Source organism: Polaromonas aquatica, from assembly GCF_042659145.1.
GTDB lineage: Bacteria > Pseudomonadota > Gammaproteobacteria > Burkholderiales > Burkholderiaceae_C > Polaromonas > Polaromonas aquatica.
Genome location: NZ_JBHSRS010000084.1, coordinates 373,744 through 389,800 on the forward strand (window position 1 = coordinate 373,744; position 16,057 = coordinate 389,800).

Sequence of the window (16,057 nt, forward strand, 5' to 3'; positions counted from 1 at the left end):
GAGTCATATAAGCAATTCTTTTCAAGCAGGGGCCGCGGGACTGGCTTTGCCAGACCGCAGGCGCAGCGGCTCCCTCGGGGGGCAGCGCATTACACGAAGTGAAAAGCGTGGGGGCCATCATCACTTCCAGATGTTGTAAGGGGTCTGCATCCAGGCCCCGACGACCACCAGCCAGACCAGGGTCACGGGAATGAAGATCTTCCAGCCCAAACGCATGATCTGGTCGTACCGGAAGCGCGGGAAGGTAGCACGCACCCACAGGAACATGGTGACCACGACGAAAGTCTTGGCACCCAGCCAGATCCAGCCCGGGATAAAGCTCAGCGCTTCGACGGGTGGCAACCAGCCACCCAGGAACAGCAGCACGGCCAGGATGGCGACCAACCACATGTTCGCGTATTCGGCGAGGAAGAACATTGCGAAAGCCATGCCCGAGTACTCGACCATATGGCCGGCCACGATTTCAGACTCGCCTTCGACCACGTCGAACGGATGCCGGTTGGTTTCGGCCAGGCCGGAGATGAAGTACACGACAAAAATCGGCAGCAGCGGCAACCAGTTCCACGACAGGAAGGTCCAGCCCGCACTGGCCAGCGTGCCCTTGCCCTGGCTCATCACGATGTCGGTCATGTTGAGGCTGCCCGACACCATCAGCACCACCACCAGGCAAAAGCCCATGGCGATTTCGTAACTCACCATTTGCGCAGAAGCGCGCATGGCGCCCAGGAACGCGTATTTGGAGTTGGAAGCCCAGCCCGCAATGATCACGCCATAAACTTCCAGCGACGTAATGGCCATGAGGAACAGCAGGCCGGCGTTGATGTTGGCCAGCGCAATCTCGGGCCCGAAGGGAATCACGGCCCAGGCAGCCAGGGCCGGCATGATCGTCATGATCGGGCCCAGCACAAACAGGCCTTTGCTCGCCGCGGTGGGGATGATGATTTCCTTGGTCAGCAGCTTGAGCGCATCGGCAATTGGCTGCAGCAGGCCAAAAGGCCCGACACGGTTGGGCCCAAGGCGAATCTGGGTAAAACCAATGGCCTTGCGTTCCCACAAGGTCAGGTAAGCCACACAGCCCATCAGCGGCAGCAGGACGCAGACAATCTTGATGAGTGCCCACAATACGGGCCACACCGTCGCGGGCCAGATACCGCCCATCAAGCCCTGGCCGAAAGCGTAAATCGCGTCAATCATGCGGCCACCTCTTCAACATCGGCGCTGCGGTTTGCCGCGTGCCTCGCGTCAGCAGTCAACTGCAGCGACGTGGCGCGCCTGACAAGACCGTCGAGCTGGTAAATGCTTGCAACCGCAGGTATCCCTCTTGATTCCTTTGAAAGCGTTACTGCGGCGTCACTGGCATTGTTCAGCCTGTCTGCCGGCACTTGCGCTGCGTCAACACCCGGGATCTGCCTGAGCACGTCTTGCGATGACTCGAAATCAAAACCGGGCAGGTCCAGCAGATTGGCGAGCACACGCAGGACCTTCCAGGCTGGACGCGTCTCGCCCAGAGGCTTGACCACGGCATGAAAGCCCTGCACCCGGCCTTCAGCATTCACAAAAGTACCCGGCGTTTCAGTAAACGGCGCAATCGGCAACAGCACGTCGCTGAAACCCATATTGGCCTTGAAGGGGCTCAACGTAACAACCATTTGCGCGCTATTGAGCGACGCCCTGGCCTCTGCACCCGCAGCCGAATCAAACTCCGGTTCATTGTTAAGCAGAAGGACAGCCTTGAGCTTGCCAGCCAGCATCTGGCCTGCATCCAGGCCCTTGCCCTTCGGCACAGCACCTGCCAGTTGTGCTCCAACCGTGTTGGCAGCCTCGGTCAGGTAACCCACAGTGGCGCCCGTCTGCGCACCTATCCAGTTGGCGAGTGCCAGGAGGCTGGAAGCATTCGCGTGGTGTGCTGCCGCATTGCCCAGCAGGATGGCTTTGCGGTCGCCACCAAGCAGGGATTTGGCAATAGCTTTGGCGGCATCCGTGGCCTGCCCTGCGGCTGGCGCGGTCACGCCCTTGTCGAGCGCAATGGCGGCTGCCACATCGGCCAGCGACTGCAGCCATGACTCGGGCGCGCTTAGCAAAGTATTGGCAACCGGCATGGCCCAGGCCTCTGCACCGGCTAGTTCCACTACTGAATTAATAGCACTTACCGCGCAGCCCTTGCGCACAGCCTGGCGAATCCGTTGTGCAAACAGCGGATGGTCCTTGCGCAGGTTGGAGCCCACGACCAGCACGCGCTGCAATTGCGACAGCGAGGCAATCGTTGTGCCCAGCCAGCGGGCGCCGGGTGCCGCCACAAACTCGGCATTGCGCAGGCGGTAATCAATGTTGTCGCTGCCCAGGCCACGCATCAGCGAAGCCGCAAGATGGAACTCTTCGAGCGTGCTGTGCGGACTGGCCAGCGTGCCAATGCTGTCAGCACCGTGATCGGTCCTGATCTGCTTGAGGCCATTGGCCACATATTCGAGCGCGGTCTGCCAGTCAACGGTTTTCCATTCACCGCCCTGCTTGAGCATGGGGCTGGTCAGGCGTTCGTCACTGTTCAGGGCTTCGTACGAGAAGCGGTCGCGGTCGGCGATCCAGCATTCGTTGATGTCTTCGTTCTCCAGCGGTACAACGCGCATGACCTTGTTGTTCTTGACCTGGACAATCAGGTTGGCGCCGGTCGAATCGTGCGGGCTGACCGATTTGCGGCGCGACAACTCCCAGGTGCGGGCGCTGTAGCGGAAAGGCTTGCTGGTCAAGGCGCCCACGGGGCAAATGTCAATCATGTTGCCCGACAGCTCGGAGTCCACCGACATGCCGACAAAGGTTTCGATCTCGGCATGCTCACCGCGATGCGACATGCCCAGCTCCATCACGCCGGCCACTTCCTGGCCAAAACGCACGCAGCGGGTGCAGTGAATGCAGCGGCTCATCTCCTGCATGGAAATCAGCGGCCCCACATCCTTGACGGGAACAACGCGCTTTTCCTCTTCGTAGCGCGATTCACTGCCGCCATAACCCACGGCCAGATCCTGCAGCTGGCATTCGCCGCCCTGGTCGCAGATCGGGCAATCCAGCGGGTGATTGATCAGCAGGAACTCCATCACGCCCTTCTGGGCCTTGATGGCTTTGTCGTTCTTGGTGCGCACGATCATGCCCTGTGTCACGGGCGTGGCGCAGGCCGGCATGGGCTTGGGCGCCTTCTCGATGTCGACCAGGCACATGCGGCAATTGGCGGCGATGGAGAGCTTCTTGTGGTAGCAAAAATGCGGGATGTAGCTACCGGCTTTTTCTGCCGCATGCATGACGGTGCTGCCTTCGAGCACTTCCACCTTCTGGCCGTCGAGTTCTATTTCAACCATTGTGTTTTCTTTCCGCGATCAGGCTTGCACAGCCGCAGATGCATCAGCCCGAGGGGTCTTTTGAGGAATCATGGCTTCGAATTCATGACGGAAATGCTTGATCATGGCGCGCACCGGCATGGCTGCGGCATCACCCAGCGCGCAAATCGTGCGTCCCTGGATGTTGTCGGCGACCGAGTTGAGCAGGTCCATGTCGCTGGGCTTGCCATGGCCGTTGTGGATACGATCCACGACGCGCCAGAGCCAGCCCGTGCCTTCACGGCAAGGCGTGCATTGTCCGCAGGATTCGTGCATGTAAAAGTACGAAAGGCGCTTCAGCGACTCGACCATGCATCGGCTGTCGTCCATCACGATCACCGCGCCGGAGCCCAGCATGGAGCCGGCCTTGGCGATGGAGTCGTAGTCCATGGTGCATTCCATCATGATGGATGCAGGCAGCACCGGGGCCGATGAGCCGCCGGGAATCACGGCCTTGAGCGTGCGGCCCTTGCGCACACCGCCGGCAAGTTCCAGGAGCCTGGAAAACGGCGTGCCCATGGGCACTTCATAGTTGCCCGGCATTTCGACGTCGCCCGACACCGAATAGATCTTGGTGCCGCCGTTGTTGGGTTTGCCGCACTCGAGGTAGGCCTGGCCGCCATTGCGGATAAGCCACGGCACAGCCGCGAAGGTTTCGGTGTTGTTGATGGTGGTGGGCTTGCCGTAGAGGCCGAAGCTCGCCGGGAATGGCGGCTTGAAGCGCGGCTGGCCTTTTTTGCCTTCCAGCGATTCAAGCAAGGCAGTTTCTTCACCGCAGATGTAAGCGCCAAAACCATGCGAGGCATGAAGCTGGAAGCTGAAGCCGCTGCCAAGAATCCTGTCACCCAACAAACCAGCGGCACGTGCTTCTTCAAGCGCTTCTTCAAAGCGCTGGTAGGTCGCAAAAATCTCGCCGTGAATGTAGTTGTAGCCCACGCTGATGCCCATGGCATAAGCTGCAATCGCCATGCCCTCGATCACGCTGTGCGGGTTGTACTGCATGATGTCGCGGTCTTTGCAGGTGCCCGGCTCGCCCTCGTCGGAATTGCACACCAGGTATTTCTGGCCCGGGAACTGGCGAGGCATGAAGCTCCACTTGAGCCCAGTCGGGAAGCCTGCGCCACCACGGCCACGCAGCCCACCGGCCTTGACCTCGGCAATCACCTGATCGGGGGTCATGCCTTCGCCACCGTCTTGCGCCAGGATTTTGCGCAGGGCCTGGTAACCGCCACGCGCTTCATAGTCTTTCAGGCGCCAGTTGCTTCCATTCAGGTCGGCCAGGATTTGCGGGCTGATGTGACGGCCATGAAAACAGGTCTGCACGCCGGTGGCCGCAAACTGCGACAGCACGCTTTGCGCAGCTGCGTTGGTAGGATTGCTTGCGAGGGTCATCTTATTTTGCCTCGGCAGATTTAAGGCCATCGATGAGCTGGTCGAGTTTCTCGTTGCTCATGAAGCTGCACATGGTGAGGTCGTTGACCAGCATCACCGGGGAATCTGCGCAGGCACCCAGGCACTCGGACTGCTGCAGGGTAAACAGGCCGTCAGCCGTGCTCTCACCCATGGAGATGCCAAGCTTGTGTTCAAGGTGTTTAAGCGCCCTGGCGCCGTCACGTAACTGGCAAGGCAGGTTGGTGCAGACATTGAGCTTGTATTTGCCCACTGGCTGCTGGTTGTACATGTTGTAGAAGGTAGTGACTTCGTGCACGGCGATCGGGGCCATGCCCAGGTAGTCGGCCACGACTTTTTCACTCTCCGCGCTGACATAACCCAGCTCTTCCTGCACGATGGTGAGGCAGGCCATCACCGCCGACTGCTTGCCGTCCGCAGGGTACTTGGCAACTTCCCGGGCGAAACGGGTGAATGCCTGCTCCGACAAGGCGGGTGCAGGCACTGGGGCTTGATCTGAAATCATGGTGGTGCTCATGCAGTTTTAGCGGTCAATCTCACCGAACACAATGTCCATGGTGCCGATCACGGCAACGGCGTCGGCAATCATGTGGCCACGCGACATTTCATCCATGGCTGCCAGGTGGGGAAAGCCCGGCGGGCGAATCTTCAAACGGTAAGGCTTGTTCGCGCCGTCGCTCACGATGTAGATGCCGAACTCACCCTTGGGGTGCTCAACCGCGGCATAAGCCTCGCCTTCGGGCACATGGAAGCCTTCGGTGAAGAGCTTGAAGTGATGGATCAGCTCTTCCATGTTGGATTTCATGGATTCGCGGTCCGGCGCAGCCACCTTGTGGTTGCTGGTAATGACCGGGCCCGGATTGACGCGCAGCCAGTCAATGCACTGCTTGATGATGCGGTTGGACTGGCGCATTTCTTCAACGCGGACAAGGTAGCGGTCGTAGCAGTCGCCGGTCTTGCCGACCGGGATGTCGAAGTCCATCTTGTCGTAGACGTCGTAAGGCTGCTGCTTGCGCAGGTCCCAGGCAAAACCCGAGCCCCTGAGCATGGGACCGGTAAAGCCCAGGTTCAGCGCACGCTCCGGCGAGACCACACCTACACCGACGGTACGCTGTTTCCAGATACGGTTGTCGGTCAGCAGGGTTTCGTATTCGTCGACGTAACCCGGGAACTTGTTGGTGAAGTCCTCGATGAAATCGAGCAGCGAGCCCTGGCGGTTTTCATTCAGCGCAGCTATGGCCTTGGCGTTCTTGACCTTGCTGACCTTGTATTGCGGCATGGTCTCCGGCAGGTCGCGGTAAACACCACCGGGCCGGAAGTAGGCTGCATGCATGCGTGCGCCCGAAACCGCCTCGTACATGTCGAACAGCGCCTCGCGTTCACGGAAGCAATAAATCAGGATGTTCATCGCGCCGCAGTCAAAACCGTGCGCGCCCAGCCACAGCAGGTGATTCAGCAAACGCGTGATTTCCGCGTACATCACACGGATGTACTGCGCACGAACCGGCACGTCGACGCCGAGCAGCTTCTCGATAGCCAGACAGTAGGCGTGCTCGTTGGACATCATGGAGACGTAGTCCAGCCTGTCCATGTAAGGCAGCGACTGGATGTAGGTCTTGCTTTCGGCCAGTTTTTCGGTCGCGCGGTGCAGCAGGCCGATATGCGGGTCGGCGCGCTGGATCACTTCGCCGTCCAGCTCCAGTACCAGGCGCAGGACGCCGTGGGCCGCAGGATGCTGGGGCCCGAAATTGAGCGTGTAGTTTTTGATTTCAGCCATGGGTATCTTTTGCGACTTTGCGAACGCCGTTATTGAAGGCCACTGCCGTAGTTGTCTTCACGGATCACGCGCGGCGTAATTTCACGCGGCTCGATCGTGACCGGCTGGTAAATCACGCGCTTCTGTTCGGGGTCGTAACGCATTTCCACGTGGCCGGTGGTTGGGAAATCCTTGCGGAAAGGATGGCCGATAAAACCGTAATCGGTCAGGATGCGGCGCAGGTCATTGTGGCCTTCAAAAATGATGCCATAGAGGTCAAAGGCCTCGCGCTCGAACCAGTTCGCAGCATTCCAGATGCCATTGAGCGAGTCCACCACCGGAAAATCATCATCGGCACAGAACACCTTGAGGCGCACGCGCTGGTTCAGGCTGACAGAAAGCAGGTGCGACGCAACGCAAAAGCGCAAACCGTCGTACTGGCCGTCCTTGTATTCGGAGTAGTCGAGGCCGCACAGGTCAATCAGCTGCTCGAACCTGCAACCCGGCGCATCGCGCAACAGCGTTGCGGCTGCGAGGTAGTCTGCAGCAGCCACGGTAACCGTGACCTCGCCGAATGCGACCTTGATATTTTTAAGCTTGTCACCGAGTACCGCTGCCACGGTATCGCCAATTTGCTGCGCGGACGCAGGCGAAGCGGATGGCTGCATCAGGCCCTCGCAATCGTGTTGGTGCGGCGGATTTTTTGCTGCAGCTGGATGATGCCGTACATCAGCGCCTCGGCCGTCGGAGGGCAACCAGGCACATACACATCCACCGGCACGATGCGGTCGCAGCCGCGAACCACGGAATAGCTGTAGTGGTAGTAACCGCCACCGTTGGCGCACGAGCCCATGGACAGCACCCAGCGCGGCTCGGACATCTGGTCGTAGACCTTGCGCAGTGCCGGGCCCATTTTGTTGCACAGCGTGCCGGCAACAATCATCAAATCAGACTGGCGCGGGCTGGGGCGAAACAGCATGCCGAAACGGTCAAGGTCATAACGCGCAGCACCGGCATGCATCATTTCGACAGCGCAGCAAGCCAGGCCAAACGTCATGGGCCAAAGCGAACCCGTCTTGGCCCAATTGACCACCGAGTCGTAACTCGTGGTCATGAAGCCTTCGTTGAAAACACCTTCAAGTGACATACCCGTACCTTATTTGGTGGATTTGGTGGCGAACGTGTCGCAAAGAACCCTGAGGCTCTTTTTACTCCCAGTCCAGCGCACCCTTTTTCCACTCGTAGACAAAGCCCACGACCAGGATGCCCAGGAAAACCATGACTGACCAGAAACCGACGGGGCCGATTTCCTTGAGCGCCACCGCCCACGGAAAAAGAAACGCTATCTCGAGGTCAAAAAGAATAAAGAGGATGGCGACCAGGTAGTAGCGCACATCGAACTTCATGCGGGCGTCTTCGAAAGCCTCGAAACCGCACTCGTAAGGGGAATTTTTTTCGCTGTCGGGCCGCACGGGGCCCAACAAGCGGCCCAGCACCTGGGGCACAACGCCGACACCAACACCGACCAGAATAAACAAGAGAACAGGAAGGTATTGATCGAGGTTCATTGTGGATTCAGTTTCTGAAAAACCACCGTTGCGGTCTTTTTTCAGATTGCCGTTTGAGCCGACAGCACCGCCGGAGCGATGCTGCCGATGCTTATCAATCTGGTGCGGACGGCGAGACTCGAACTCGCACACCTTTCGGCACTACCCCCTCAAGATAGCGTGTCTACCAATTTCACCACGTCCGCGGTATTTAGCTGCCTGGATGGCATGAGGAAACCTTGCGGTTTTTGGCTTTCCAGACAGACTCAGAGTTTACCCTGAAATCAGGCTCTTCCCTTCCGTGAAGAGCAGCTTAATCACCTTATTTCGTCGGAATTTGCGCGGCGCCGGAGGCAGGGATCGCAGGCGCCGCCGGAACCGTTGCGCTGCCGGCAGCAGGGACGGAGGTTCCCGGAATCTGCGCGGCACCGGAAGCCGCTGTGGCTGGTGCAGGCGCGGTGACGGCAAGCCCGTCCAGAACGCTGGAACCGGTGGCGCGCGGCTGCGCATTACCAAAATATGCCAGCAGCAGGGTGCAGGCGAAAAACACGGCAGCCAGGATGCCCGTGGTGCGCGACAGGAAGTTGGCGCTCCCGCTGGCGCCAAACAGGCTGCCGGAACCGCCGCTGCCAAACGCCGCACCCATGTCGGCACCCTTGCCGTGCTGCACCAGGATCAGGCCAATCATGCCCAGCGCAGTCAGCATTTGCACGGCGAGGACAATGGTCAATACAACGTTCATAGATACTCCTAATTTAATAGCTGGTTGCGGCCGTTTTTATTGGGCTGCAGCAATAATTGTCAAAAAATCCGCGGCTTTGAGGGATGCCCCGCCAATCAGCCCGCCGTCAATGTCGGGCTGCGCCAGCAGCGTTGCCGCGTTGGCTGCATTCATGCTGCCGCCATACAAAATCTTTACCCGCGCCGACTGGTCGGTCGCCGCCTTGAGCTGCGCGCGCAACACGGTATGCACAGCCTGCGCCTCTTCGGGCGATGCGGTCTTGCCCGTGCCTATGGCCCAGACAGGCTCGTAAGCAACGACGATCTCGCTGATGCAATGCCCGTTGGCATGAATCACGGCCGCCAGCTGGCGCTTGACCACCTCCTCGGTATGCCCTGCTTCGCGTTCGGCCAGTGTCTCGCCCACACAGACGATGGGCGTAATGCCGGACGCCAGCGCAGCCCTGGCCTTGTCGGCCACAAGCGCATCGCTTTCACCGTGGTACTGGCGGCGCTCGGAATGTCCCACGATGGCGTAGCGGCAACCGAGCTCCTTGAGCATGGCCGCACTGACCTCGCCGGTGTAGGCACCCGATGCTTGTGCCGAGACATCCTGCGCACCCAGGTCAATCGCTGACAGGGCCGGCTTGGCCGACTTCAGGGCCTGGACCTGCGCAAGATAAGGTGCGGGCACACACACGGCCACTTCACAAGCAGGCTTGACAGCCAGCCCCTGCGCCAATGCACCCAGCAGGGCCTCATTGGCAGCCAGGCTGCCATTCATTTTCCAGTTTCCTGCAATCAGCTTTTTCATGGGCTTGTAGGTCTTTATGAGCTTGTCGATTACCAGGTCAGAACAATTTTGCCGACATGCTGGTTGGACTCCATCAGCACATGCGCCTTTGCAGCATCGGCTGCCGCGAAAGTGCTGTGAATCACGGGCTTGATCGCGCCACCGGCAACCAGCGGCCAGACTTTTTCTTTCAGGGCCATGGCAATCGCGGTTTTGAATTCCAGCGGACGCGGGCGCAAGGTCGAGCCGGTGATCGTCAGGCGCCTGCGCAGCACCAGGCCGGCATTGATCTCGGCCTTGATTCCGCCCTGCACCCCAATGATGACCAGGCGGCCATCCTCGGCAAGGCAATCGACTTCACGGGAAACGTAGCTGCCGGCGACCATATCCAGGATGACATTGACACCCTTGCCGGCCGTCAGTTTCTTGACTTCTTCCGCAAAGTCCGCAGTTTTGTAATTGATCGCATGATCCGCGCCCAATGCCAGGCAGGCTGCGCATTTCTCATCGCTGCCCGCCGTCACCAGAACCGTCGCGCCCAGCGCCCTGGCCATCTGTATGGCCGTCACGCCTATGCCGCTGGAGCCGCCCTGGATCAGCAATGTCTCACCGGCCTGCAGATAGGCACGTTCAAACACATTGCTCCAGACCGTGAAGAAGGTCTCCGGCAGTGAAGCCGCCTCAATGTCGCTCAAGCCTTGCGGTACAGGCAGGCATTGCCCAACCGGCGCGACACATAACTCGGCGTAACCGCCACCGGCTACCAGCGCACAAACGCGGTCACCGACTTTCAGGCCGGCAGCCGTCATTGCAGGCACATCACCCTCAACAATGACGCCGGCGACTTCCAGCCCCGGAATATCTGACGCACCCGGCGGCACCGGGTAGTTGCCGGTGCGTTGCAGCACATCCGGCCGGTTCACGCCGGAGGCTGCAACACGGATCAGCAATTCGCCCTTGCCCGGCACCGGCGCAGGACGCGAGCCCAAACGCAGCACCTCAGGCGCGCCAAACGAGGTAATTTCAATGGCTTTCATGCGATTTTCATATGTTTTGTGCCGCCAGCCTCCGGTTTACGGGCACCAGCAGCTACAAAATCAATAGCAGATACTGATCAGCCCCGATCCTGATCCTGGGCCGGACGGTCCAGCAAGGCCTTCATCGACAGCTTGACGCGACCCTTTTCGTCGGTCTCCAGAACCTTGACCTTGACGATCTGGCCTTCGCTCAGGTAATCGCTGACCTTCTCGACACGCTCGTGGGCGATCTGGCTGATGTGCAGCAGGCCGTCCTTGCCGGGCAAGAGGTTGATCAGTGCGCCGAAGTCCAGGATCTTGGTGACCGGGCCTTCGTAGACCTTGCCGATTTCGACTTCAGCGGTGATCTCGGCGATTCGGCGCTTGGCTTCGTCAGCCTTGGCGCTGTCGTTCGAGGCGATGGTGATGGTGCCGTCTTCCTCGATGTTGATCTGGGTGCCGGTTTCTTCGGTCAGCGCGCGGATGACGGCGCCGCCCTTGCCGATCACATCACGGATCTTCTCGGGGTTGATCTTCATCACATAGAGGCGTGGTGCGAAGTCAGACACTTCGGTCTTGGCTGCGCCCATGGCTTCCTGCATCTTGCCCAGGATGTGCATGCGGGCTTCCTTGGCCTGGGCCAGCGCAACCTGCATGATTTCTTTCGTGATGCCCTGGATTTTGATGTCCATCTGCAGCGCGGTGATACCGAAGGTGGTGCCCGCAACCTTGAAGTCCATGTCACCGAGGTGATCTTCGTCACCCAGGATGTCGGTCAGCACGGCAAAACGGTTGTCTTCCTTGATCAGGCCCATGGCGATACCGGCCACATGGGCTTTCATCGGCACGCCGGCGTCCATCAGCGACAGGCAGCCGCCGCAGACCGAAGCCATTGACGACGAACCGTTGGATTCGGTGATTTCAGACACCACACGCATGGTGTATGGGAACTCTTCTTTCGAAGGCAGCACGGCGATCAGCGCGCGCTTGGCCAGGCGGCCGTGGCCGATTTCGCGGCGTTTTGGCGAACCAACACGGCCGGTTTCGCCGGTGGCGAACGGAGGCATGTTGTAGTGCAGCATGAAGCGGTCTTCATAGTCGCCTGACAGCGCGTCAATGCGCTGTGCATCACGCTCGGTGCCCAGCGTGGTCACGACCAGCGCCTGGGTTTCACCACGGGTGAACAGGGCCGAACCGTGGGTGCGCGGCAGCACGCTGTTGCGGATTTCAATCGGGCGCACGGTGCGGGTGTCGCGGCCGTCAATACGCGGGTCGCCGGCCAGGATCTGGCTGCGCACGATTTTGGCTTCGATGTCGAACAGCATGCCGTCCACAGCCACGCTGTCGAACTCCACACCCTCGGCCTTCAGGCCCATCTTGGTCCAGGTGGTCACTTCACGCGTGGCGTGGGTACGTGCCTGCTTGTTGCGGATCTGGTAGGCGGCAGCCAGCTTTTCCTGGGCCAGTGCAACCACTTTGGCGATCAGCACTTCGTCCTTGGCTGGCGCTTTCCAGTCCCAGACCGGCTTGCCCGCGTCACGAACGAGTTCGTGGATCGCATTGATGGCAATGTTGCCCTGCTCGTGGCCAAACACGATGGCGGCGAGCATGATTTCTTCGGACAGTTGCTGGGCCTCGGACTCGACCATCAGCACGGCGGCTTCGGTGCCGGCCACGACGAGGTCCATCTTCGAATCCTTGAGCTGCGTCTTGCCGGGGTTCAGCACGTACTGGCCGTCGATGTAAGCCACGCGGGCTGCACCGATGGGGCCATTGAACGGGATGCCGGAGATTGCCAGCGCTGCGCTCGAAGCGATCAGCGCGGGAATGTCGCCTTCCACTTCAGGGTTCAAGGACAGCACGTGAACCACGACCTGAACTTCGTTGAAGAAACCTTCAGGAAACAACGGACGGATCGGGCGGTCGATCAGGCGCGAGGTCAGCGTTTCGAATTCGCTGGGACGGCCTTCGCGCTTGAAGAAGCTGCCGGGAATGCGGCCGGCGGCGTAGGTCTTTTCCAGGTAATCAACGGTCAGGGGAAAGAAGTCCTGGCCGGGCTTGGCTTCGGTCTTGGCGACCACGGTGGCCAGCACAACGGTGCCGTCCATGTCCAGCAGCACAGCGCCGCCGGACTGGCGTGCGACTTCGCCGGTTTCCATCGTGACCTTGTGCTGGCCCCACTGGAAGGATTTTGTGACTTTATTGAAAATGCTCATGTTCTTTTCTCCACTTGTGTCGAGCGCTTGAGGCAGCGCTTGAGGCCCGGAGTGGCGGCGGTTGAGAACGATGCCATTCCACAAAATGCCTGGGACCAGCGGACTGACCAGGGCTTTTCTTGTGGAATGACACAGCGCGTACTCGTTTTGCCTTGCTCCGAAGTAAAAAGCGCCTGAGCTAGTGAACTAACTCAGGCGCTTTCAAATCGTTGTTACCGATTACTTGCGCAGGCCAAGCTTGGCGATCAGCGCGGTGTAACGGTCTGCGTCTTTGGACTTCAGGTAGTCCAGCAGCTTGCGACGGCGGCTCACCATGCGCAGCAGACCGCGGCGGCCGTGGTGATCCTTGGCGTTGGCCTTGAAATGGGGGGTCAGTTCGTTGATGCGGCCGGTCAGCAGCGCCACTTGAACTTCAGGGCTACCGGTGTCGCCGGCGGCACGTGCGTTGGCCTGAACGATTTCGGCCTTGACTGATTTTGCAATCATGATTTTCTCTTTCCTGCACCGAGGTGCGCTTGCGAGCGAAGCAGCGTTCCCGACATGGGAGATGGATAAACCGCTTTCGTCGTGTTCCAGCATGAAAAAGGCCCCCAAAAGGCCTCAAACTGCGCAGAGCCTTGGATTATAGCCCAAGCCAGCGATCAAGGCGCTTTACCCCCTGCCCCAGCCTGGCAAGGTCCTGGCTGGCAAAACACCAGCGCAGCCATCCCCGGGCCTCGGGTCCGGGATTGACCATGAAGGCGTTGCCGGGCGCCAGGCCCAACCCGGCCTCCACGACCAGCCGTTTGGCCGTCTCCAGCGAATCGCCGAAACGCGCCTGGTCTTCCAGCCGGAAAAAAGCGTACATTCCTCCCTTGGCCGGGGCAACCTGCACGCCCGGCACCGCCTGCAGCAAGGGCACCAGGGTGTCGCGACAGGTTTTGAGGTGGGCCACCACCCGCGGCGTGACATCGCCCGTGCGTTCAATCGCGACCAGCCCGGCCCGCTGCACAAAAACCGGCGCGCAGGAAGTATTGAACTCCACCAGCTTGCCCATGTGCGGCGTCATGGACGGCGGCATCACCAGCCAGCCAAGCCGCCAGCCGGTCATCAAAAAGCTCTTGGAAAAGCTGTGAACCACCACCAGGCGGTCTTCCGGCGCCGCAATATCCAGAAAACTGGGTGCGCAACCGTTAGGCGTGGGCTCGTAGTACAGGCGTTCATAGACCTCGTCGGCCAGTATCCAGGTGCCGGTTTGGCGGCAATGCGCCAGGATGGCCTCCTGCTCGACCCGGCTCAAGGTCCAGCCGGTCGGATTGTTGGGGGCATTGACAATCAAAAGCCTGGTCCCCGGCGTGATGGCGGCCAGCAATTCGGCCATGTCGAGCTGCCATTCACCGGCCATCGGCTTGAGGCTGACACATTTCACCTGCGCGCCCATGATGGCAGGCTGGGCCGTCAGGTTGGGCCAGACCGGCGTCACGGCCACTACCTCGTCACCCGCTTCCACCAGCATCTGGACAGCCAGCATCAGCGCATTGACGCCGCCTGAGGTCACGGCAATGCGGTCGGCATTTATGGGCGCAGCGCCAGCGCAACGCAGCCCCGTGGCATAGCGGGCAATGGCCTCCCGCAATTCAGGCAGCCCCAGATTGTGGGCATAAAAGGTTTCGCCCTGCTGCAGCGAGGCGACTGCGGCATCGCGGATGAAGGCGGGCGTCACCTCATCACTCTCGCCAAACCAGAACCTGAGCACGTCGGCACGCCCCATGCCGGCGTTCGCCACCTGGCGGATCATGGACTCTTCAAGGTTTAAAACAGCCTGCCTCATGTTCGCCTCCAGGTCCGGAAAGTTCAGGGACGCACCATCCTGCAGCTGTTCGGCTGCTCGGCCCGCTCCGGTGTGATCGTCTTGATGACACGAAAGCCGTAACCCGACCCCTCGACGTCAAAGCGTATGCCCGGCGTACCCTGCTTGCCCATCATCGCCACCAGCAAAGGCTGCTGGAACTGGTGATCCGTCGCACGCATGGTGCCCTTGTGGCCTGAAACCGTCGCAACGGCCCGTTCCATTTCGGCCGCCACAGCCCCCGATTCGGTCGACCCTGCCCGCTCAATGCTTTGTGCCAGCGCCTCCACCATCAGTTGCATGCGCATGTGCACATAGTCGTCCTGCGGTTTCGGGAAACGCTGGCGGAAGGCCTGGTAAAAAGCCTCGGATGCGGCACCCGGCTCGTTGGGGAACCAGTCCGCCACCGCAATCACCTTGCCCACGCCCGCATCGCCCAGCGCCGCCGGCACGCCCAGCGCGTTGCCGTAAAAAGTGTAGAACTTGCCGTCGTAGCCCACCTCTCTGGCAGCCTTGATGAGCAGGGTCAGGTCATTACCCCAGTTGCCGGTCAGCACCGCCTGCGCGCCGCTGGCCTTGATCTTGACGGCGTAAGGGATGAAGTCCTTCACGCGGCCAAGCGCATGCAGCTCGTCCCCCACGATCTGCACATCCGGCCGCTGCACGGCGATCTGTTTACGCGCTTCGCGCAGCACCGCCTGGCCGAAACTGTAATCCTGCCCTATCAGGTAAATGCTCTTGAGTGAGGCATCGTCCTTGAGGACGTCCATGAGTGCAGCCATGCGCATGTCGGCATGGGCATCAAAACGAAAATGCCAGTAACTGCATTTCTCATTGGTCAATATCGGATCAACCGCAGAGTAGTTCAGGAAAAGCACACGTTTGCCTGGCGAGCGCTCGTTGTGTTTGTTGATCGCATCAATGAGCACCGCCGCAATGGCCGATGAATTACCCTGGGCAATCACCGTAATGCCGTCGTCAATGGCCGAGCGCAATGCCGCCAGCGATTCTTCGTTCTGGCCCTTGTTGTCGTAACGCTCAATCACCAGGTTGCGTGCGCCGCCGGGCAGCTTGACGCCGCCGCGCGCATTGATGCGTTCCGTCGCCCACACCAGGTTGCGAAACACCGCCTCACCCGTATTGGCGAATGCGCCGGACATGCTTTCGATCAGTGCGATCCGTATGGGCGGCTGCGCGGGCTGGGTTGCAGGCTGCGCCAGCGCCGCGAGCCAGGTGCACAGACATAGGGCTGCCAGCAGGCGTTTCAAGAGTTTTTGCATAAATAAATACATCCCTGTTTTGACTTGAATTAATCGCATGCACATCCAGTTGATGTGCATGCGGCAATCACGGTGAGCGCCGCGCAGTGTAAGGGGAAAACACCCCTTGTTAAGTTACCAAGGAAC

Annotated in this window: 15 protein-coding genes and 1 tRNA gene; all 16 read right to left on the minus strand. The window is 60.1% G+C overall.

Translation table 11 applies throughout. The annotated features are described in order from the left end of the window. Nucleotides 1–120: 120 nt before the first annotated feature. The 16 genes from nuoH to ACFQND_RS23025 all read right to left on the minus strand — a co-directional run bounded on the left by nuoH (nucleotide 121) and on the right by ACFQND_RS23025 (nucleotide 15,931). Complete coding sequence (gene nuoH, locus ACFQND_RS22950) at nucleotides 121–1,194, minus strand: NADH-quinone oxidoreductase subunit NuoH (RefSeq protein ID WP_371439858.1); 1,074 nt, start codon at nucleotides 1,192–1,194, stop codon at nucleotides 121–123. Next, entirely contained in the window at nucleotides 1,191–3,347 is a 2,157-nt protein-coding gene (nuoG, locus tag ACFQND_RS22955; RefSeq protein WP_371439859.1) for an NADH-quinone oxidoreductase subunit NuoG, read from the minus strand. The genes nuoH and nuoG overlap by 4 nt, the downstream gene beginning before the upstream one ends. 18 nt (nucleotides 3,348–3,365) lie before the next feature. Beyond that, the gene (nuoF, locus tag ACFQND_RS22960) at nucleotides 3,366–4,757 is read right to left on the minus strand and encodes an NADH-quinone oxidoreductase subunit NuoF (protein WP_371439860.1); all 1,392 of its coding nucleotides are present in this window, start codon (nucleotides 4,755–4,757) and stop codon (nucleotides 3,366–3,368) included. A gap of 1 nt (nucleotide 4,758) precedes the next feature. After that, nucleotides 4,759–5,280, minus strand: a complete 522-nt coding sequence (gene nuoE, locus ACFQND_RS22965; RefSeq protein WP_371439861.1) for an NADH-quinone oxidoreductase subunit NuoE — start codon at nucleotides 5,278–5,280, stop codon at nucleotides 4,759–4,761. A gap of 18 nt (nucleotides 5,281–5,298) precedes the next feature. Beyond that, nucleotides 5,299–6,552: an NADH-quinone oxidoreductase subunit D gene (locus ACFQND_RS22970; protein WP_371439862.1), complete on the minus strand. Its 1,254-nt coding sequence runs from the start codon at nucleotides 6,550–6,552 to the stop codon at nucleotides 5,299–5,301. A 29-nt stretch (nucleotides 6,553–6,581) separates the two neighbouring features. Further along, complete coding sequence (locus tag ACFQND_RS22975; protein WP_371439863.1) at nucleotides 6,582–7,199, minus strand: NADH-quinone oxidoreductase subunit C; 618 nt, start codon at nucleotides 7,197–7,199, stop codon at nucleotides 6,582–6,584. Continuing rightward, the gene (locus ACFQND_RS22980; RefSeq protein WP_007864469.1) at nucleotides 7,199–7,678 is read right to left on the minus strand and encodes a NuoB/complex I 20 kDa subunit family protein; all 480 of its coding nucleotides are present in this window, start codon (nucleotides 7,676–7,678) and stop codon (nucleotides 7,199–7,201) included. Before ACFQND_RS22980 ends, ACFQND_RS22975 begins: the two co-directional genes overlap by 1 nt. Nucleotides 7,679–7,739: 61 nt before the next feature. Continuing rightward, nucleotides 7,740–8,099 carry an NADH-quinone oxidoreductase subunit A gene (locus ACFQND_RS22985; RefSeq protein WP_371439864.1) on the minus strand — a complete coding sequence of 120 codons (360 nt, stop codon included), beginning with the start codon at nucleotides 8,097–8,099 and terminating at the stop codon, nucleotides 7,740–7,742. 100 nt (nucleotides 8,100–8,199) lie between these two features. Next, nucleotides 8,200–8,284 (minus strand) — tRNA-Leu (locus tag ACFQND_RS22990). A gap of 116 nt (nucleotides 8,285–8,400) precedes the next feature. Continuing rightward, a complete protein-coding gene (gene secG, locus ACFQND_RS22995; RefSeq protein ID WP_371439865.1) occupies nucleotides 8,401–8,820 on the minus strand; it encodes a preprotein translocase subunit SecG in 420 nt (139 codons plus the stop codon). Between the two features lie 36 nt (nucleotides 8,821–8,856). After that, on the minus strand, nucleotides 8,857–9,612 hold the full coding sequence (tpiA, locus tag ACFQND_RS23000; protein WP_371439866.1) for a triose-phosphate isomerase: 756 nt from the start codon (nucleotides 9,610–9,612) through the stop codon (nucleotides 8,857–8,859). A gap of 29 nt (nucleotides 9,613–9,641) precedes the next feature. Continuing rightward, nucleotides 9,642–10,628 carry an NAD(P)H-quinone oxidoreductase gene (locus ACFQND_RS23005; RefSeq protein WP_371439867.1) on the minus strand — a complete coding sequence of 329 codons (987 nt, stop codon included), beginning with the start codon at nucleotides 10,626–10,628 and terminating at the stop codon, nucleotides 9,642–9,644. 77 nt (nucleotides 10,629–10,705) lie between these two features. After that, nucleotides 10,706–12,823, minus strand: a complete 2,118-nt coding sequence (gene pnp / locus ACFQND_RS23010) for a polyribonucleotide nucleotidyltransferase (protein WP_371439868.1) — start codon at nucleotides 12,821–12,823, stop codon at nucleotides 10,706–10,708. Between the two features lie 219 nt (nucleotides 12,824–13,042). After that, nucleotides 13,043–13,309, minus strand: coding sequence for a 30S ribosomal protein S15 (rpsO, locus tag ACFQND_RS23015; protein WP_007864491.1), 267 nt, complete (start codon nucleotides 13,307–13,309; stop codon nucleotides 13,043–13,045). Nucleotides 13,310–13,445: 136 nt separating this feature from the next. After that, the gene (locus ACFQND_RS23020) at nucleotides 13,446–14,633 is read right to left on the minus strand and encodes a pyridoxal phosphate-dependent aminotransferase (protein WP_371439869.1); all 1,188 of its coding nucleotides are present in this window, start codon (nucleotides 14,631–14,633) and stop codon (nucleotides 13,446–13,448) included. 23 nt (nucleotides 14,634–14,656) lie between these two features. Next, nucleotides 14,657–15,931, minus strand: coding sequence for a branched-chain amino acid ABC transporter substrate-binding protein (locus ACFQND_RS23025; protein ID WP_371439870.1), 1,275 nt, complete (start codon nucleotides 15,929–15,931; stop codon nucleotides 14,657–14,659). Between the last annotated feature and the right edge of the window lie 126 nt (nucleotides 15,932–16,057).